Source organism: Streptomyces sp. NPDC036822 (assembly GCF_055609145.1).
Map to the genome: position 1 here is coordinate 1 of NZ_JBVJPY010000037.1, position 17,593 is coordinate 17,593.

The 17,593-nt window shown below is 72.0% G+C and carries 15 protein-coding genes; 5 read left to right on the forward strand and 10 right to left on the reverse strand.

Going from position 1 to position 17,593, the window contains the following annotated elements; genetic code table 11:
• The 10 genes from ACZ68P_RS35055 to ACZ68P_RS35100 all read right to left on the reverse strand — a co-directional run.
• Positions 1-156, reverse strand: a 156-nt coding sequence (locus ACZ68P_RS35055; protein ID WP_471013282.1) for a chorismate synthase, incomplete at its 3' end; no start/stop codon positions are given.
• Entirely contained in the window at positions 153-1,496 is a 1,344-nt protein-coding gene (gene aroA, locus ACZ68P_RS35060) for a 3-phosphoshikimate 1-carboxyvinyltransferase (RefSeq protein WP_471013270.1), read from the reverse strand. The genes aroA and ACZ68P_RS35055, both read right to left, overlap by 4 nt.
• Positions 1,493-2,599: a 3-dehydroquinate synthase gene (gene aroB, locus ACZ68P_RS35065; RefSeq protein ID WP_471013271.1), complete on the reverse strand. Its 1,107-nt coding sequence runs from the start codon at positions 2,597-2,599 to the stop codon at positions 1,493-1,495. Before aroB ends, aroA begins: the two co-directional genes overlap by 4 nt.
• A complete protein-coding gene (locus ACZ68P_RS35070; RefSeq protein WP_471013272.1) occupies positions 2,596-3,174 on the reverse strand; it encodes a shikimate kinase in 579 nt (192 codons plus the stop codon). The genes aroB and ACZ68P_RS35070 overlap by 4 nt, the downstream gene beginning before the upstream one ends.
• Positions 3,171-5,090 (reverse strand): anthranilate synthase family protein, encoded by a 1,920-nt coding sequence (locus ACZ68P_RS35075; RefSeq protein ID WP_471013273.1) that lies wholly within the window; start codon positions 5,088-5,090, stop codon positions 3,171-3,173. The genes ACZ68P_RS35070 and ACZ68P_RS35075 overlap by 4 nt, the downstream gene beginning before the upstream one ends.
• Positions 5,087-5,710 (reverse strand): isochorismatase family protein, encoded by a 624-nt coding sequence (locus tag ACZ68P_RS35080; RefSeq protein WP_471013274.1) that lies wholly within the window; start codon positions 5,708-5,710, stop codon positions 5,087-5,089. Before ACZ68P_RS35080 ends, ACZ68P_RS35075 begins: the two co-directional genes overlap by 4 nt.
• Before the next feature lie 154 nt (positions 5,711-5,864).
• On the reverse strand, positions 5,865-6,635 hold the full coding sequence (locus ACZ68P_RS35085; protein ID WP_365721660.1) for a 2,3-dihydro-2,3-dihydroxybenzoate dehydrogenase: 771 nt from the start codon (positions 6,633-6,635) through the stop codon (positions 5,865-5,867).
• Positions 6,636-6,716: 81 nt separating this feature from the next.
• Entirely contained in the window at positions 6,717-7,889 is a 1,173-nt protein-coding gene (locus ACZ68P_RS35090) for a 3-deoxy-7-phosphoheptulonate synthase (RefSeq protein ID WP_471013275.1), read from the reverse strand.
• Between the two features lie 337 nt (positions 7,890-8,226).
• Positions 8,227-9,666 carry a multicopper oxidase family protein gene (locus tag ACZ68P_RS35095; RefSeq protein WP_471013276.1) on the reverse strand — a complete coding sequence of 480 codons (1,440 nt, stop codon included), beginning with the start codon at positions 9,664-9,666 and terminating at the stop codon, positions 8,227-8,229.
• 485 nt (positions 9,667-10,151) lie between these two features.
• Positions 10,152-10,694: an SRPBCC family protein gene (locus ACZ68P_RS35100; protein WP_365721654.1), complete on the reverse strand. Its 543-nt coding sequence runs from the start codon at positions 10,692-10,694 to the stop codon at positions 10,152-10,154.
• A gap of 299 nt (positions 10,695-10,993) precedes the next feature.
• Here ACZ68P_RS35100 and ACZ68P_RS35105 point away from each other — a divergent pair, with 299 nt between their 5' ends.
• The 5 genes from ACZ68P_RS35105 (at position 10,994) to wrbA (ending at position 17,316) form a co-directional block, all read left to right on the forward strand.
• A complete protein-coding gene (locus tag ACZ68P_RS35105) occupies positions 10,994-12,613 on the forward strand; it encodes a carboxylesterase family protein (protein ID WP_471013277.1) in 1,620 nt (539 codons plus the stop codon).
• A 48-nt stretch (positions 12,614-12,661) separates the two neighbouring features.
• On the forward strand, positions 12,662-14,518 hold the full coding sequence (asnB, locus tag ACZ68P_RS35110; RefSeq protein ID WP_471013278.1) for an asparagine synthase (glutamine-hydrolyzing): 1,857 nt from the start codon (positions 12,662-12,664) through the stop codon (positions 14,516-14,518).
• A 130-nt stretch (positions 14,519-14,648) separates the two neighbouring features.
• The gene (locus tag ACZ68P_RS35115; RefSeq protein ID WP_471013279.1) at positions 14,649-15,569 is read left to right on the forward strand and encodes an MIP/aquaporin family protein; all 921 of its coding nucleotides are present in this window, start codon (positions 14,649-14,651) and stop codon (positions 15,567-15,569) included.
• Between the two features lie 141 nt (positions 15,570-15,710).
• A complete protein-coding gene (locus ACZ68P_RS35120; protein ID WP_471013280.1) occupies positions 15,711-16,568 on the forward strand; it encodes an arylamine N-acetyltransferase family protein in 858 nt (285 codons plus the stop codon).
• A gap of 130 nt (positions 16,569-16,698) precedes the next feature.
• A complete protein-coding gene (wrbA, locus tag ACZ68P_RS35125) occupies positions 16,699-17,316 on the forward strand; it encodes an NAD(P)H:quinone oxidoreductase (RefSeq protein WP_471013281.1) in 618 nt (205 codons plus the stop codon).
• Positions 17,317-17,593: the final 277 nt, after the last annotated feature.

Below are 17,593 nucleotides of genomic sequence, written 5' to 3' on the forward strand. Positions count from 1 at the left end.
CATCCGGGCGCCGCGCCCATAGCCGAGGCGCCGCCGCGCGAGGTGCTCCGCCACCAGCTCCGTGGTGACCGGGACGCCGGCGGGAAGGCCCTCCAACGTCGCCACGAGCGCGGGTCCGTGCGACTCCCCCGCTGTCAGCCAACGCAACCTGCTCACCGAAGTTCCTCCTGTGCGTACGTAGGGAACAGCCGGGCCATCTCGTCGTGGAAGCCCGGGAACGTCTTGGCCACGCACGCCGGATCGTCCAGCGTGATCGTCCCCGGGACCGCGAGGCCGAGCACCGAGAAGGCCATGGCGATCCGGTGGTCCCGGTGGCAGGCGATCCGCGTGGGACGCGGGAGGCCGGGGTGCACGGTGATCCGGTCGGGACCCTCCTCGACCCGGATGCCGCAGGCGCGGAGGTTCTGCGCGACGGCAGCGATCCGGTCGGACTCCTTCAGCCGGGCGTGGGCGATGCCGGTGATGGTGATCGGCGCGTCCGCGAGCGGGGCGATCGCCGCGAGGGTCATGAAGGTGTCGGAGATCGGCCCCATGTCGATCGTGAAGCCGCCGCGGAGCCTCGCCCCGCCGGTCACCGCGCCCGTGTCGGTCACCGTTCCCGTGACGGTCGTCGAGCTCGCGCCGGTGTCGACCCGGGCGCCGGCCCGCCGCAGGGCGTCGACGAAGCGCAGATCGCCCTGGAGGCTGCCGCTGCCGAGACCGGGCACGGCGACGGCCGTTCCGGTGACGGCCGCGGCGGCGAAGACGTAGGAGGCGGTGGAGGCGTCGGGTTCGACGGCGAGGTCGGTGGCCCGGTAGCGGCCGGGGGCGACCGCGATGGCACCGTCCCGCTCCGACACCTCGGCGCCGAAGTGCCGCATCAGGGCGAGGGTCATGTCGATGTACGGGCGGCTGACGAGGTCACGCGCCTCGACGGTGAGCCCGGCGTCCATGAGCGGCGCCGCCATCAGCAGACCGGTGAGGTACTGACTGCTAAGCGAGGAGTCCAGGGTGATCCGGCCGCCCGCGAGTCCGTCGGACTCCAGCGTCAGCGGCAGCGTCCCCTCCCCGCGTCCCGGCTCTCCGGCCCGGTGCTCCGCTCCGTCGGGTTCCTCGCCGCGGACCCGGGCGCCGAGCCGTGTCAGCGCGTCGGTCAGCGGGGCGAGGGGGCGGGCGCGCAGCTGCGCCGAACCGTCGAAGGTGAACGTGCCCCGCCCGGTGGCCGCGAACGGCGGCAGGAAGCGGGCCGCCGTCCCCGCGTCGGCGCACCAGACCCGGGCGGTGCCGCGGGGGCCGCGGCCGCTGCCGGTGACGTCCCAGCGGCTGTCGTCGGGGGTGGCGCGGACGGGGGTGCCGAGTCCGGTCAGCGCGGTGCGGAAGGCGAGGGTGTCGTCACTGACGAGCGGGGCCCGCAGGCCGGTCGTGCCCTCGGCGGCCGCGGCGAGCAGCAGGGCGCGGTTGGTGATGCTCTTGGAGCCGGGGATCCGGGCCGAGAGGGCGGTGGGGACGGTGGTCATGGGGACACCTCGCGGTACGCGGTGGCGAGCAGGTCGGGGCCGGGGCCCTCGAGGACTCCGGGCCTGCCGGGCCCCGGTCCGTCGAGGACGATGAAGCGCAGCAGGTCGCCGCGGGTCTTCTTGTCGACCCGCATGGCCTCCAGCAGCGCGGGCCAGGCGTCGGCCCGGTAGGTCAGCGGCAGGCCGACCGATTCCAGGACGGCGCGGTGGCGGTCGGCGGTGGCGTCGTCGAGCCGTCCGGCGAGCCGGCCGAGTTCGGCGGCGAAGACCATGCCGACGGAGACGGCGGCGCCGTGGCGCCATGTGTAGCGCTCGTTCTTCTCGATCGCGTGGGCCAGGGTGTGGCCGTAGTTGAGGATCTCGCGCCGCCCCGACTCCTTGAGGTCGCCGGAGACGACCTCGGCCTTGACCCGGATCGACCGGACGATCAGCTCGGCGGTGTGCGGTCCTGCGGGCGTACGGGCCGCCCGCGGGTCCTCCTCGATCAGGTCGAGGATGGCCGGGTCGGCGATGAACCCGGCCTTGACGATCTCGGCGAGCCCGCCCGCGTACTCCTCGGCGGGCAGCGTCTTCAGGACCGACAGGTCGCAGAGCACTCCGGCGGGCGGGTGGAAGGCTCCGACGAGGTTCTTGCCCTCGGCGGTGTTGATGCCGGTCTTGCCACCCACGGCCGCGTCGACCATGGCGAGGACCGTGGTGGGGACGGCGATCCAGCGCACGCCCCGCAGCCAGCTCGCCGCCACGAAACCGGCCAGGTCGGTGGTCGCGCCGCCGCCCACACCCACGACGACGTCGGTACGGGTGAAGCCGTGCCGGCCGAGCGTCCCCCAGCAGGCGGCGGCGACCCCGGCGGTCTTGGCCTCCTCGGCGTCCGGGACCCGGACCGGCACGACGGTCCGGCCGGGGGCGGCGAGCACGTCGGCGATCCGGTCGGCGAGCGGGGCGAGCGCGGCCGGGTGGATCACGGCCACCCGCACGGCCTTGTCGCCGACGAGGGCGGGAAGCTCGCCGTACAGCCGCTGTCCGACCAGCACGTCATACGGCTCCGAGCCCGCCGATCCGCCGACCGGAAGGGTGGTCACGTCCCGTGGGGGCGATGTCATGAGTGGGTCAGCTCCAAGGCGTGGAGCACGGCGGTGACGACCTCGTCGGGGGTGCGGCCCGAGGTGTCCACGACCGCGCGGGCGACCTGCGCGTACAGGGGGCGGCGCGCTTCCATCAGCGTCCGCCAGCGTGCGGCGGCCTCGGCTTCGCCGTCCGCGCCCGCTTCCGCGCGGTCGCCCGCGCCGCTGCCGCCGTGGGCTCCCTGGCCGCCGAGCAGGGGCCGGCCGGCGCCGCCGCCCACCCGCCGTACGGCCTCCTCGGCGTCGAGCGCGAGATGGACGACGGGCCGTCCGGCGAGCAGGGCCCGGGTGGCGGCGTCGGTGACGGCGCCGCCGCCGAGGGACAGCACCCCGTCGTGTTCGGCCACGGCCGCCCTGACCGCCCGGCGTTCCAGGACGCGGAAGCGCGCCTCCCCGTCGGTCGCGAAGATCTCGGTGATCCGGCGGCCCTGGGCGGCGGCGATGTCCTCGTCGGTGTCCCGGTGGGCGGCGCCGAGGCGTTCCGCGAGGAGCGCGCCCACGGTGGACTTGCCCGAGCCCATGGGTCCGACGAGGACGACGAGGGGGCCGGTCATGCGACGGGCACGCCGGCGGCCACGGCACCGCCGACCGCGGCGTTCTTCACGAGGCCGCCGAGCATGGCGGCGACGATCCGCGGGCCGCGCTGGGTGAGCACGGACTCGGCGTGGAACTGCATGGACGCGAAGTGCGGTCCGCGCAGGGCGTGCACCTCCCCGGTGTCCGGGTCGCGGCTGACCTCGATGTCGCCGACGCCCGCGCTGTGGAACCGGTCGGTGTCGCTGCGGGCGGCGAAGGTGTTGTAGAAGCCGACCCGCTCGCGGCTGCCGAAGAGGTCGATCTCCTTCTGCACGCCCTGGTTGGGCACGTCACGGCGGGCGAGGTCCAGGCCGAGGCGCAGGCTGAGGACCTGGTGGCTGAGGCAGACCGCGAGGAACGGCCGGCGTTCCCGCAGCAGGGTGGAGACCGCCTCCCGCAGGTGGGCGATCTTGGGGTGTCCGGCCTCGCGCGGGTCGCCGGGGCCGGGGCCCATGATGACGAGGTCGTAGCCGTCGAAGGCGTACTCCTCGTCGAAGCGGCGGAGCGTCACCTCCGGTCCCAGGGCCCGCACCTGCTGTCCGATCATCGAGGTGAAGGTGTCCTCGGCGTCGACGATCAGGACGCGCTGTCCGGCGAGCACCGGGTCCGGAGTCCCCCGGCCCGCCTCGCCCGCCAGCCAGAAACCGGCGATGGTCGCGTTGCGCTGCTCCAGAGCCTCGCGCACCCGCGGATGGGCGCGGAAGCGCGCGACGCCGTCCTCCTGGAGGGCGGAGAGCAGCCCGGCGGCCTTGGCGCGGGTCTCGGCGACCTCCGACTCGGGGTCGGAGTGCCGCACCAGGGTGGCGCCGACGCCGATGGAGACGCGGCCGGCCGCGTCGATGTCGGCGGTACGGATGAGGATGGCGGAGTCCATGGCCCGGCCGCCGAGGGCGTCGCGGCCGATGAGGGCGACGATGCCGCTGTAGTAGCCCCGGCCGTGCGGCTCGTACTTGGCGATGACACGGGCCGCGCTCTCCAGCGGCGAGCCGGTCACCGTCGGCGCGAACAGCGTCTCGCGCAGGATCTCGCGCGGGTCGCGGTCGGTCTGCCCCTCGATGAAGTACTCGGTGTGGGCGAGGCGGGCCATCTCCTTGAGGTACGGGCCGACGACCCGGCCGCCGTCTTCGCAGATCCGGGCCATCATCTTCAGTTCCTCGTCGACGACCATGTACAGCTCGTCGACCTCCTTGCGGTCGGCGAGGAAGTCGAGCACGCCGGGGAGGGTGGGCCCGGACGCCGGATAGCGGTACGTGCCGCTGATGGGGTTCATCACGGCGGCGCCGTCGGCGAGGCTGACGTGCCGTTCCGGCGAGGCGCCGACGAAGGTGCGCTCGCCGGTGTGGATGACGAAGGTCCAGTACGCGCCGGTCTCGCGCTGGAGCAGGCGGCGGAAGAAGGTGAGGGCGCTGCCGGGGCCGTAGTCGGTGATCTCGGCGGTGAAGGAGCGGCGGATGACGAAGTTCGCGCCCTCGCCGGTGCCGATCTCGTCGGCGACGATGCGGCGCACGATCTCCGCGTAGGCGTCGTCGTCGACGTCGAAGCCGCCGTCGCCGAGGGTGATCGGGACGTCGGGGAGCGCGGCCAGGACGGTGGCGAGCGGCAGGGTGGCCTGCTCCTCGACGGTCATGGCGATGAGCGGCGCGTCGTCGTCGGCGTGGTCGTAGCCGCGCTCGCCGATCTGGCGGTACGGGACGACGGCGAGGACGTCGTGGCGCCCGGCGCCGGTGTCCTGCCGTACGGGGATGTCGGCGAGGGTCGCGGGCAGCGAGATGTCGCCCGTGAGCAGGTCGACGGCTCCGGGGCCGGTGGTCTCGGGCCGGTACAGGAGCGCGAAGGCGGGCGGGTTGGGGCCGAGGATGCGGCCGAGCAGGTCCTGCGGGACGGGCGCGCTCATCCCAGCACCTCCTTCGTTGTGGTGACGACGGCGCAGCGCTTGGCCGCGTACGTGAGGGTCAGGCGGTGCTCGTCCTCGGTGAAGTCGCCGAGCGCGTCGGCGACCAGGAAGGTCTCGATGTCGTTCGTGAAGGCCTCGACGGCGCTGGCGAGGACGCCGACATGGGCGTACACGCCGCAGATGATCAGCTGGTCGCGCCCCTGGGACCGCATCCGCTCCAGCAGGTCGGTCTTGAAGAAGGCGCTGTATCGCCACTTGGTGAGCAGCCAGTCGCCGGACGTGGGCGCGAGGGGCTCCACGACCTCGCGGTCCACGGGGTCGACGCGCATGCCGGGCCCCCAGAAGTCGGCGAGCAGGCCGCGCTGTTCGGGGGTCATGCCGCCGGGCTGGGCGGTGTACGCCACCGGGACGCCGTGTGCGGCGCAGCGGTCGCGGAGCAGCGCGGCGTTGGCGATGATCTCCTCGCGCAGCGGCGAGGGGAACGGCGCCAGGAAGTAGCGCTGCATGTCGTGGACGAGCAGGACCGCGCGGTCCGGGTCCACGGTCCAGTGCGGGGTGGCGGGCGGCAGCGAGCCGGCCGTCGGCAACGGATAGGCCTCGATGGGCGGTATCCCGGCCATGACCGTCCTCTCGGGTACGTGAGCGGATGAGGGGTGACGCCACCGGCCGCGCGACCGGCCGGCCGCGCGGCGCGGGGCCACGGGTTCCCGGGACCTGGCGCCCGGGGCTCGGCGTCTCGGCCACGGGCCCCGCAGGGCCCGGCGCCGGAGGTGTCTACGCGCCGAGGGACGCGCCGCCGTCGACCGTGAGGTCGTGGAGCGTGATGTGGGACGCCTGGTCGGACAGGAGGAAGACGACCGCGTCGGCGATGTCGGTGGGCAGCGCCAGCTTCTTCAGCGGGATGCCGACCCGGAACGCCTCCGGGCGGCCCTCGATGGTGCCCTTGGGACCGGACTCGTCGTGCCACATCGAGGAGAGCATCGGGGTGTCGGTGGAGCCGGGCGCGACCAGGTTGCAGCGGATGCCGTACCGCGCGACCTCCAGGCCCAGTGACTTGGTGAAGAGGGAGGCGGCGGCCTTGGAGGCGGCGTAGGCGGCCATCTCGCTGCGCGGGGTGTTGGCGGCGTTGGAGGCGACCGTCACCAGCGCCCCGGAGCCGCGCGGGATCATGCGGTCGACGACGGCCCGGGAGACCTGGAAGACGCCGGTGGCGTTGACGGCGAAGGTGGCGGCCCAGTCCTCGTCGGTGAAGGTGCGCACGGGCCCCAGGCGCAGGACGCCGGCCGAGTTCACGAGGTAGTCGATCGGGCCGAGGCGCCGCTCGACCTCGTCCACGAGGGCGTTGACCTGGGCGCTGTCCGTGACGTCGGCGGGGAACGCCTCGACGGCCAGCCCCTCGGCGGTGTACGCGGCGACCCGCTGCTTCAACGTGGTCTCGTCGCGGTCGACGGCGGCGACCGTGACACCCCGGTCGGCCAGTGCGTGGACCACCGCGGCGCCGATGCCCCCCGCGGCGCCGGTGACAAGGGCGATCTTGTCCTGCATGACGGTTCCTCCGGTAGGTCGTGGCGTGGGTCGTGGGCGGCGACGGCGGGGCGCCGGGCGCGGGCCGCCGGCCGCGGGGCGTCAGGCGCGCCAGGCGGACAGGACCGTGACGGCCTGGCCGGGGTTCAGGCGGGGGTCGCAGAAGCTGGTGTAGTACTCGCCGCAGCGGCCCGCCCACTGTTCGCCGAGCACGCACTCGGTGACGTCGTCGGGGGTGGTCTCCAGGTGCACGCCGCCCGCGATGCCTCCGGAGGAGCGCACGGCGAGCTGGAACTCGGAGATCTCCCGCTCGATGGTCGTGGTGTAGCGGGTCTTCAGACCGCCGGGGGCGTTGACGGTGTTGCCGTGCATCGGGTCGGTGAGCCAGATGACCGGGTGTCCGGCGGCGCGGACGGCCTCGACGAGCGGCGGCAGCTTCTGGGCGACGTTCTCGGCGCCCATCCGGGCGATGAGGGTGAGCCTGCCGGGCTCGCGGGCGGGGTCGAGGATCTCGCAGAGGGTGAGCAGCTCGTCGGTGGACATGCTGGGGCCGACCTTGCAGGCGACCGGGTTGACGACCTCGGCGAGCAGGGCGACATGGGCGCCGTCCGTCCGGCGGGTGCGCTCGCCGATCCACGGGAAGTGGGTGGAGGCGAGCAGCAGCCGGCCCTCGTCGTCGCGGCGGAGCATCGGCACCTCGTAGTCGAGGAGCAGGGCCTCGTGGCTGGTCCACACGGGCGGGTCGATGACCGGGCGGCCGACGGGCTTGCGCCAGCCGAGGTGACCCATGATGTCGTTGGCGGCCATGTAGCCGGTGAGCAGGCGCAGCGGGTCGGGGCGGCGGGACTCCGGGTCGGGCTCGGGCCCGTTCACCATGTGCCCTCGGTAGACCGGGAGTTCGAGCTCACCGATCTTCTCGGTGTTGTTGGAGCGCGGCTTGCCGAACTGGCCCGCCATGCGGCCCACGCGGATCACCGGCTTGTGGGTGATCATCTTCATGGCGCCGGCGAGCAGGTCGAGGACGGCGGCCTTGCGGGCGACGTGCTGGGCGGTGGACTCGTCCGGGTCCTCGGAGCAGTCCCCGGACTGGACGATCACTGCCTCGCCGGCGGCGACGCGGGCGAGGAGCGTGCGCAGGGTGTGCACGTCCTGCGGGCTGACCAGCGCGGGCCGGACGCTCAGCTCCTCCCGTACGCGTTCGACCTGCGACTCGTCTTCCCAGACGGGCTGTTGCAGAGCCGGCCTTTGCCGGATGTCGAGCAGAGTGTTGTCCACTGGGGGTCTCTCCTAAGACGACAGGGCGACGGTGCGGCGGCATTCTTCGTGGCGGAGATCCGCTCGGCGGGAAGAGCGCGGGGCATGGCACGAGCAGAGCGCGCGGGGCGGGCGAAGGGCCGGCCGGCGGGACACCGAACCGGTGTCCGAAGCAGGGCCGACCGGCCCGGAATTCGTTCGAATCATGTGCCGGGCGCGGTGGCGCGGCCAATGCCGGCCACCGCACTCCGTCAAGTGGGCCGAGGATCCATCAGGTCGGACGGAGTTCCGGTTCGCGGGTGCGCGAGGCCACCTGTACAGCGTGGTGCGGCGTTTCGCGTTCCGGTTCGTACTCCGTTCACACGATTTCCATCTGGGCCATCATTCCCATGGCCGCGTGGTCGAGCATGTGGCAGTGGTACAGATACTTTCCGCGATAGCTGTCGAAAGTCGCCTGGAACTTCACCGTCTCGCCTGGCATGACCCGGATCGTGTCCTTGAGTCCCGCCTCGGCCGGACCGGGCGGATTTCCGTTCCGTTCCAATACGCGGAACTGCACGAGGTGAATATGGAAGTTGTGCGGAATCGCCTGGTTGCTGTTGGTCACCGTCCAGATCTCCGAGCCTCCGAACGGGACGGTGTTGTCGATGCGGTCGTGGTCGTAGACCTTTCCGTCCATATAGCCCTGGGGCTGGGGACGCCCGTCCTCGTCCATGCTCATGACGACGGTCCGGTGGCCGGTGACGGGCGGCAGCGGGGGCAGGGTGCGCAGGGTGGCGGGGACGGAGCTGGCGTCGGTCGTGGTCTTCACCACGTCGAAGCGGAGCACCTTGCCCGTCAGCTCGGCGGGCCCGGGGCCCTCGGTGTTCTCCAGGACCAGCCGGGTGCCGACGGGGTAGCGGGAGAAGTCGATGACGACGTCGGCGCGCTCTCCCGGCGAGAGGGCGACGGTGTCGGTGGAGAAAGGTTTCTCCAGGAGGCCGCCGTCGGAGCCGATCTGGATGAACGGCGAGCCGTCCGCGAGCCGGAGCGTGAAGAACCGCAGGTTGGTGGAGTTGAGCAGCCGGAAGCGGTACTTCCGCGCGGTGACCTGGAAGTACGGCCACGCCTTGCCGTTGGCGATGATGGTGGAGCGACTGCGGAAGTCGTCCATCGTGTAGACGAGCTGCCCCTTGTCGTCGAAGTGGCCCTCGCGGAGCATGATCGGCACGTCGTACGGACCGGAGGGCAGCGGAAGCGCCTTCTCCTCGGCGTCCGTGAGCAGGTAGAACGCGGACAGGCCGCGGTAGACGTGCTCGGACTCCATGTGGTGGGCGTGGTCGTGCAGCCAGAGCGGCGCGTGCGCCTGCCGGTTGGGGTAGTGGTACGTGCGGACGCCGCCGGGCGCGATGGTCGCCATCGGGTCGCCGTCGTGCTCCGGGGCCACGTGACCGCCGTGCAGGTGGATCGAGGCCGGCATGGTCAGCTTGTTGTACTGGTTGATGACGACCGGGCGGCCGGACGTGGCCCGGATGAGCCCGGGGAAGCCGCCGTTGAAGGTGAAGACCTCGGTGAACTTGCCGGGCAGGATCTCCTTGCTGGTCCGTTTGATCGAGATGTTGTAGGTGTCCACCCCGTTGGCGGTGGAGCTGGGCGCGATGACCTGCGGCAGCGGCATCGGCTGGGTGAAGAACGCGACGGCGGTCGCGCCGGCCGCGGAGGCCGACGCGGAGCCGAGCAGCGGGGTCAGGGCTGCGCCGGTGGCCACCGTCCCGCCTGCGGCGAGAGCGGTACCGATGAACCGTCGTCTGGAAAGCATGGGGATTCCCCTCGTCGTGGACGCGCGTCCGTCGCGCGCCCCTATCTCCGTGCTGTGGGCGTGGGGGGACGTGGGGGGAGCGTGGGGGGAGCGTGGGGGTGTGGGGGTTCACGGCCCCGGCGGTGCGGGGCGGGTTCCTCGGTCGGCGCCGAGGCCCTCGGCCGGCGGTCACACGGAGCCGAGGCTGCCGGCCCCGACGGTCACGCGGGGCCGAGACTCCCGGCCCGCGGTCACACGGAGCCGAGACTGCCGGCCCCGACGGTCACGCGGGGCCGAGTTCTGGGCCCCCGGGCGGAAGGGCCCGGGGGGAACGCCCGCGGCCGGACGGGGCCGGGGGCGTGGCACCGGTCGGACGGGACCGGAGGTTCGGGGCACCGGTCGGACGGGGCCGGGGGTTCGGGACACGACCCAGGGCCCGGGCGTGCGAGGGGCCGGCCCAGGCGGGCCGGCCCGTCACCGCGTCGTTCCGGAAGGCGGAGGGAGCGTCAGTCCTTCTCGACGACGACCTTGATCCTGCCCAGCGTCTCGGTGACGTCCCGGGTCATCTTCTCGGTCCAGTCGGCGATGAACTTCCGCTTCTCGCTCTCGTCCATGTCCTTGGTGATCTCGTGGATTCCGGGCGACGCGTATCCCATACGGAATGTCTGGGTGAGCGTGGCGCCGTTCTCGTCGGGCTCGATGAGGAAGGACCAGGTGAGTTCCTGCGGAGCACCGGTCTTCGAGTGGATCTTCCAGCGGAACGCACGACCCGGAGTGGTCTCCACGACTTCCGACTTCGTGTGCCAGATTCCGCGGATGAGCGGCGCCCAGGACACGATGTCGTCGCTTCGGAAGTTCTCTCCCTCGAAGATCGAACCGACCTGGCCCGGCTCCCCGGACAGCCACTTTCCGTCCTGGAGTTCCGAGCTCCACTCGGAATGCCGCTTCATGTCACTGACGATCGAGTAGATCTTGTCGGCGGTAGCCGCGATGTGAATGTCGGCACCCAGGTCGAAAAGGGGGCGCGAGTCCAGAATCGACGTTGTCATACCTCGATCCTGCCGACCCCGACGAGTGTGCTCAAAGCTTCGGGAGTGAATCCGTCAGGTCACCGTGACATCGGCAGGCGGCAGCGCTCCGACTGACCTGACTGAGTACGCCGACGCCGATTGGCCGCGCCAGGAGCGTACGGCACCCTCGCACCGTCGTCACTCTTCGACGTGCCGTCTTTCGGCATTCGCATACCCGGGGAGTTTTGTTTATGGACCGGTCGGGAGTTGGACATGAGCCGCCGTACAGTCCGCGCAGACGTACGGTCGTCGCGGGCGCCGCAGCAATGGCGACCGCGATGACCGTGACGGGCGCCGCCACGGCCGGCACCGCGTCCGCCGCGCAGAGCACGGACGTGGTCACCCGGGTCGGCGGTGGTCTGATCAGGGGTGAGCGGTCCGGCGGCCTGTCCGTCTTCCGCGGGGTCCCCTACGCCGCTCCCCCGGTCGGCGCGCTGCGCTACCGCTCGCCGCGGCCGGCCGAGCCGTGGAGCGGGGTGCGGGACGCGACCGTGTTCGCCCCCGTCTCGTACCAGTCGTACCTTCCGGGCTCCAGCGAGGACAGCCTGTACGCCAACGTCTGGACCCCCGACACCCGGGGTTCCCGGCCGGTCGTGATCTACATCCACGGTGGCGGCTGGTTCCTGGGCGCGGGCAGCGAACCCGACTACGACGGCGCCCGGCCCGCCGCCCGGGGCGACATGGTCGTGGTGACCTTCAACTACCGCCTGGGGGCCCTGGGCTGGGGCCTGCACCCCGATCTCGCGGACGCCCGCACCGGCGGCTTCTCCAACTGGGGCCTCCAGGACCAGGTGGCGCTGGTGCACTGGGTGCGGCGCAACGCGGCGGCCTTCGGCGGCGACCCGGACAACATCACCCTCGCCGGCACCTCCGCGGGCGGCTCCTCGACCTGGCAGCTCGCCCTGCTTCCGGAGCTGCGCGGCATCGTCAAGCGGATCGTCCCGATCAGCGCCAAGCACGTCTGGGAGCCGGCCAGTTCGATGAGCCCGGAGGACTCCGTCCGGGTCTTCGAGCTGGTCGCCCGCAAGCTGGGCACCACCGTGCGGGGCCTGCGCGCCGTACCGGCCGAGCGGCTCAAGGGCACCTGGGAGCAGATCTTCTCCGGCGATCCCACCCTTCGGGAGATATCCACCTGGCGCGAGTACCAGGGGCCCGTCGTCGACGGCCGGTGGATGCTCGGCCACGACTTCGAGCTGCCCACCCCCGACCTGCCGACCCTGGCGATCTACGGCCGCACCGAGGGGACCTTCTTCACCACCGGCCCCGGCTATCCCTTCCCCGGCCCGCACCCCACCGACGACGAGAGCCTGCGGACGGCCATCCGGGCCATCCTCCACAAGGGCGCCGTCCACGTCGCCGACACCGAGGTCGACGCGGTCGTCTCCGCGTACCGCCGGGCCGCGTCCATCGACGGGCTGCCCCAGGACCCGGTCTCGATCTGGGGAGCGATCTGGGGCGACAGCCTCTTCCGTTTCCAGATCACCCGGCTCGCCGAACGCCAGGCCCGGGAACGGCCCACGGTCCCCAGCTATCTGATGGAGTTCGCCCACCCGGTGGCGCCGCCGCTGACCGGAACCCCGCACGAGGCCACCTCCAAGTTCCTCTTCGGCAGCTACGACTCCGCGGTCAACGCCCCGAACTACGGCGACGGCCCGCTGGAGCGCCGGGTCTCGGACACCTTCATCGACCTGCTCTCCTCCTTCGCCCGCGGCGGGGCGCCGAGCAGCCCGAACGCCCCCACCGTCCCGGTGTTCTCCCCGGACCGGCCCAGCACGCTGATCCTGGGCGGCGAGCGGGTCGCCGAGATCGGCGAGCGCTCCGCGCTGCGCCAGCTGGCCCACTGGGACACCGCGGGCTGGGTCCCGGTCCCCGCGCCGGCCCGCCCCGCCCGCACCTGACTCCGTACATCCCGCTCACCGTTTTTCGAGGAAAGGACCTGAGGCGCCATGTGCGGACTCACCGGCTGGGTCGCCTACGACCGCGATCTGACGCTCGGCGGCGACACCGCCGAGGCCATGACCCGGACCCTGGAGTGCCGGGGCCCGGACGACGGGGGCGTCTGGCTCTCCCGCCACGCCGCCCTGGGGCACCGCCGTCTCTCCATCATCGACCTGGAGAACGGCCGTCAGCCCATGCACGCCGTTCCCGGCGACGACAGCAGGCCCGTCCTCATCTACACCGGTGAGGTCTACAACTTCCGCGAGCTGAAGGAGGAACTCGCCGGTCTCGGCCACGAGTTCCGCACCTCCTCGGACACCGAGGTGGTGCTGCGCGCGTACCTGGAGTGGGGCGAGGAGTTCGCCGAGCGCCTCAACGGCATGTACGCGCTGGCCATCTGGGACCCGCGCACCGAGGAGCTCCTCCTGGTCCGCGACCGGATGGGCGTCAAGCCGCTCTACTACTACCCCACCGCCGACGGCGTCCTCTTCGGCTCCGAGCCCAAGGCGATCCTCGCCCACCCCGAGGCGGAGGCGGTGGTCGACGCCGAGGGTCTGGCGGAGATCTTCGCCATCATCAACACCCCCGGCCACGCCGTCTTCAAGGGCATGCACGAGGTCGTCCCCGGCACCGTCGTCCGCTTCTCCCGCACGGGCTCGACCACGCGTACGTACTGGACGCTCCAGGCCCGCCCGCACACCGACGACCTCGACGCCACCATCGCGAAGGTCCGCGAGCTGCTCGAGGACATCATCGAGCGGCAGCTGATCGCCGACGTGAAGGTCGGCACCCTGCTCTCCGGCGGTCTCGACTCCAGCGCGGTGACCGCGATCGCCGCCAAGGTGCTGCGCGACCAGGGCTCCGACGAGCGGATCACCGCCTTCTCGATCGACTTCAAGGACCACGGCAAGACGTTCCGCGACAACGGCATCTGGATGGACCCGGACACGCCCTACGCCGTCGACGTGGCCGAGCACTCCGGCGCCGACCACGTCATCGTCGAGCTGGAGAACACCGACATCCTCGACGAGGGCGTCCGGGCCGCGGTGCTGCGCGCCCAGGACCTGCCGGTGTCGACCGGTGACATGGAGCACTCCCTCTACCACCTGTGCAAGGCGCTCAAGAAGCGCGTCACGGTGGCACTCTCGGGAGAGGCGGCCGACGAGATCTTCGGCGGCTACAACTGGTTCTTCGACGAGGAGGCCGTCAACGGCGACACGTTCCCCTGGTACGACGCCTGGCGGCGGCTCGGCGGCCTGGACACGATCAAGGAGATCGGGCTCTGGGACCGGCTCTCCCTTGAGGAGTACGTCAAGCGGCGGTACACCGAGTCCCTGGAGGCGGTGCCGCGGCTGGCCGGCGACTCCCGGCACGAGGAGCGGATGAAGGAGCTGACCTGGCTCAACATCACGCACTGGGAGAAGTTCCTGCTGGACCGCAAGGACCGGATCTCGATGTCCACCAGCCTGGAGGTCCGCGTCCCGTTCACCGATCACCGGCTCGTCGAGTACGTCTACAACGTGCCGTGGGAGATGAAGAACTTCGACGGCCGGGAGAAGAGCCTGCTGCGCGCGGCGTCCGCGCACGTGCTGCCCCAGTCGGTGCTCGAACGCAAGAAGAGCCCCTACCCCTCCACGCAGGACGTCGAGTACGTCACCGCGCTGCGCGCCAAGGTCGAGGCGCTGCTCGCGGACGGATCGCCGGTGCTGCGGCTCGTCCCGCGCGAGGGGATCCAGAAGCTCCTGGACAAGCCGCTGGAGGAGTACGCGGCCCTCGGTGGGCTCTGGGGAACCCGGGCGGTGATGGAGCGGCTGGTCGAGTTCAACGCCTGGGCGCTCGCCTACGAGGTCCGTATCGAGCTCTGACCTGCTCTTTCGCCCTGCTGCGGCGTCGTGCACGGCCTTTCGGCCGTGGGCGGCGCCGCGGACGCATGTGTACGCCCCGCACCACGCGCGCCACCCGTTCCAACCGCATCACAGCTGGGAGCTGGTCACCATGACCAACAGGAGCCGTCACCGCGCCGCCCGCCGGTCGACCCTCTCGCCTCGCGTCCGCACCGTCGTCCTGGAGTTCCTGATCACGGCGGGGATCCTCTTCCTCATCGTCACCACGGCCCGCTGGATCTTCGCTCCGGACGCGCCGCTCGGCTCCGTACTGCGAGGACGCGCGGCCTTCGTCGCGCTCGGCGTCTTCTTCGGCGTCGTCAACACGGTGATCATCCACTACTCGATGTCCCGCAGGACGGCGGGGCACATGAACCCGTCGGTGAGCATCGGGCTCTGGCTGCTGCGCGTCTTCCCCGGGCGGGACGTGCTGCCCTTCTGCGTCGCGCAGATGACCGGCGCCGTGGCCGGGGTGGGGCTCGCCCGGCTGGTGTGGGGAGCGGACGTGGGGGTGCCGCAGGTCGGCTGGGCGGCCGTCGCCCCGCAGCCCGACTGGGGGTTCTGGGGCGTCCTGACCGCCGAGACCGTGGCGCAGCTGATCTGTATGACGGCGGTGGCGGCGCTGCTGATCCGGCCGCGCTGGGAGTGGCTGATCCCTCCCGTGGTGGGGCTGTGCATCACCGGATTCATCGTGGTCCTCGGGCCGATGGCGGGCGGGTCGGTCAATCCGGCGCGGCAGTTCGGGCCCGCGCTGTGGGCGGGGAACTTCGGTTTCCTGACCGCCTATCTGATCGGCCCGGTGCTGGGCGCGGCGCTCGCGGCCGGGCTTGCGGCGGCGCTCAGGCCGCCGCTCCTCCCCCCGGTGATCGATCCCCCCGCCGTTCCCGCCGCCCCGGCCGCCCCTCCCGCCCCTCCCGCCATGGCCGTCGACCCTCTCGCCGTCGCCTGCACCACCGTCGGCGTCACCGAGGGGACGGTCTGCCCCGACACCATCCCTCCCGAGCTGCTGCGGGACGACCCGCACCGCATCTGACCGGGAGACCGGCCGGCCGCGCGGCCGCGAGACCGAGTGGCTGAGAGACCGAGAGACCGAGTGACCGAGAGGCGCGGGAGACCGCGTCCGACCCTGACCTCCCGGGCCATCCCGGGACATCCCGAGAAGACGGAGACAACCATGCTGGGAACGTACGGGCTGCCCGTGGCGGTGGAGACCGACCCGGAGTGGCAGAGCGAGCTGCTCGACCTCGACGCGTACCTCGCGCGGATCGGCTTCACCGGGCCGCGCACGCCCACCGCCGACACCCTGCACCGCGTCCAGCGCGGGCACATGGCCGCGATCGCGTTCGAGAACCTCGACATCGCGCTCGGCCGGCCGGTCTCGCTCGACCTCGAACGGGTCCAGGAGAAGCTGGTCCAGGCGGGGCGCGGGGGCTACTGCTACGAGAACAACCTCCTGCTCGCCGCGGCTCTCGACCGGCTCGGCTTCCCGGTCACGCGGCTCCTCGCCCGCATCCGGCAGGGCGAGACCCGGCGCCGCTTCCGTACGCACACGGTGCTGCTGGTCCGCGCCGACGACCGGGTCTGGCTGGTCGACGCCGGATACGGCTACAGCAACCTGATGGAGGCGCTGCCGCTGGAGGACGGCGCGACCTCGACGGTCGGCGACTGGACCTGGCGGCTGGCCGCGGAGGGACCGGACTGGGTGGTGAGCATCCCCCAGCCCCAGGGGTGGTTCGACATGTTCGGCTTCCGTCAGGAGCCGCAGTTCCGGATCGACTTCGAGGCCGCGCACTACCTCTCCTCCACCCGGCCCGGCTCGCCCTTCGTCGGGCATCTCGTCGTCCAGAAGCAGGCGGAGAAGGAGCGCCGGCTGCTGCGGGACAGGGCGCTCGAGTTCCAGTACCCGGACGGGCGCGTCGAGCGGAGCGAGCTGAGCCCGGCGGAGGCGGTGTCGGCGCTGGACGACCTGTTCGGGATCCGGACGACCGGCGAGGACAAGGACCTCCTGCTGCGCTTCCTCGCCGGAAAGTGACATCCGGGGGCGGGACTTGACGGACTTTCCCCGGGCCCGTGGATCGTCGCCGTACCGTTCGGAGAAGGTCGCGAACGGGCCCTTCCGTTCAGCCGGTGCCCGTCACCCGAAGTCAAGGAGCAGGTCTGTCATGACCAACGTCGCAGTCATCTACTACTCGTCCACCGGCAACGTCCACGCCCTGGCCGTCGCCGCCGCGAGTGCCGCGGAGAAGGCCGGTGCGGAGGTACGGCTGCGCAAGGTGGCAGAGCTGGCCCCGCAGTCGGTGATCGAGACGAAGCAGGAGTGGGCCGACCACGTCGAGGCCACCCGTGACGTGGAGGTCGCCTCGCCGGAGGACCTGGAGTGGGCCGACGTCGTGCTGATCGGCTCGCCGACCCGCTTCGGCCTGCCCGCCGCCCAGATCAAGCAGTTCATCGACACCACCGGTGGCCTGTGGGCGCAGGGCAAGCTCGTCAACAAGGTCGCCTCGGCGTTCACCTCGACCTCGACCGCGCACGGCGGCCAGGAGTCGACGCTGCTGGCGCTGAACAACACCTTCTACCACTGGGGCGCGGTCGTCGTGGCGCCCGGTTACGCCGACCCGGTGCAGTTCGCCCCCGCCAACGGCAACCCGTACGGCACGAGCAGTGTCTCGGCGAACGAGGCCAACAACGTGGTGGGCGAGAACCTGGCCGCGATCGAGTTCCAGACCCGTCGCTCCGTGGAGATCGCCGCCGCCCTGAAGAAGGGCTTCGCCGCCGTCTGACGGCCGCGGGCGCATACGGGAGGGGCGGGACGCTTCGGGCGTCCCGCCCCTCTTCGCGTGCGCTGCGGGCCCCGGGCACCGGCCGCGCGGACGCGGCCCGGCCGAAGCGACCCGTCCGCCGGGTCGGGCAGTCGCCCCGTGCGTGCCAGGCGTTCCGGCCGGACGGAACTTTCGCAACACGCCCTAAAGCGTGTTGCAGAAGGTCGTATTCGGGCAGGTCAGAGCCGGGTTCGAGGCCGGTCGGTTCATGCGGCCATGGCGAGGTTGTGCATGTGAG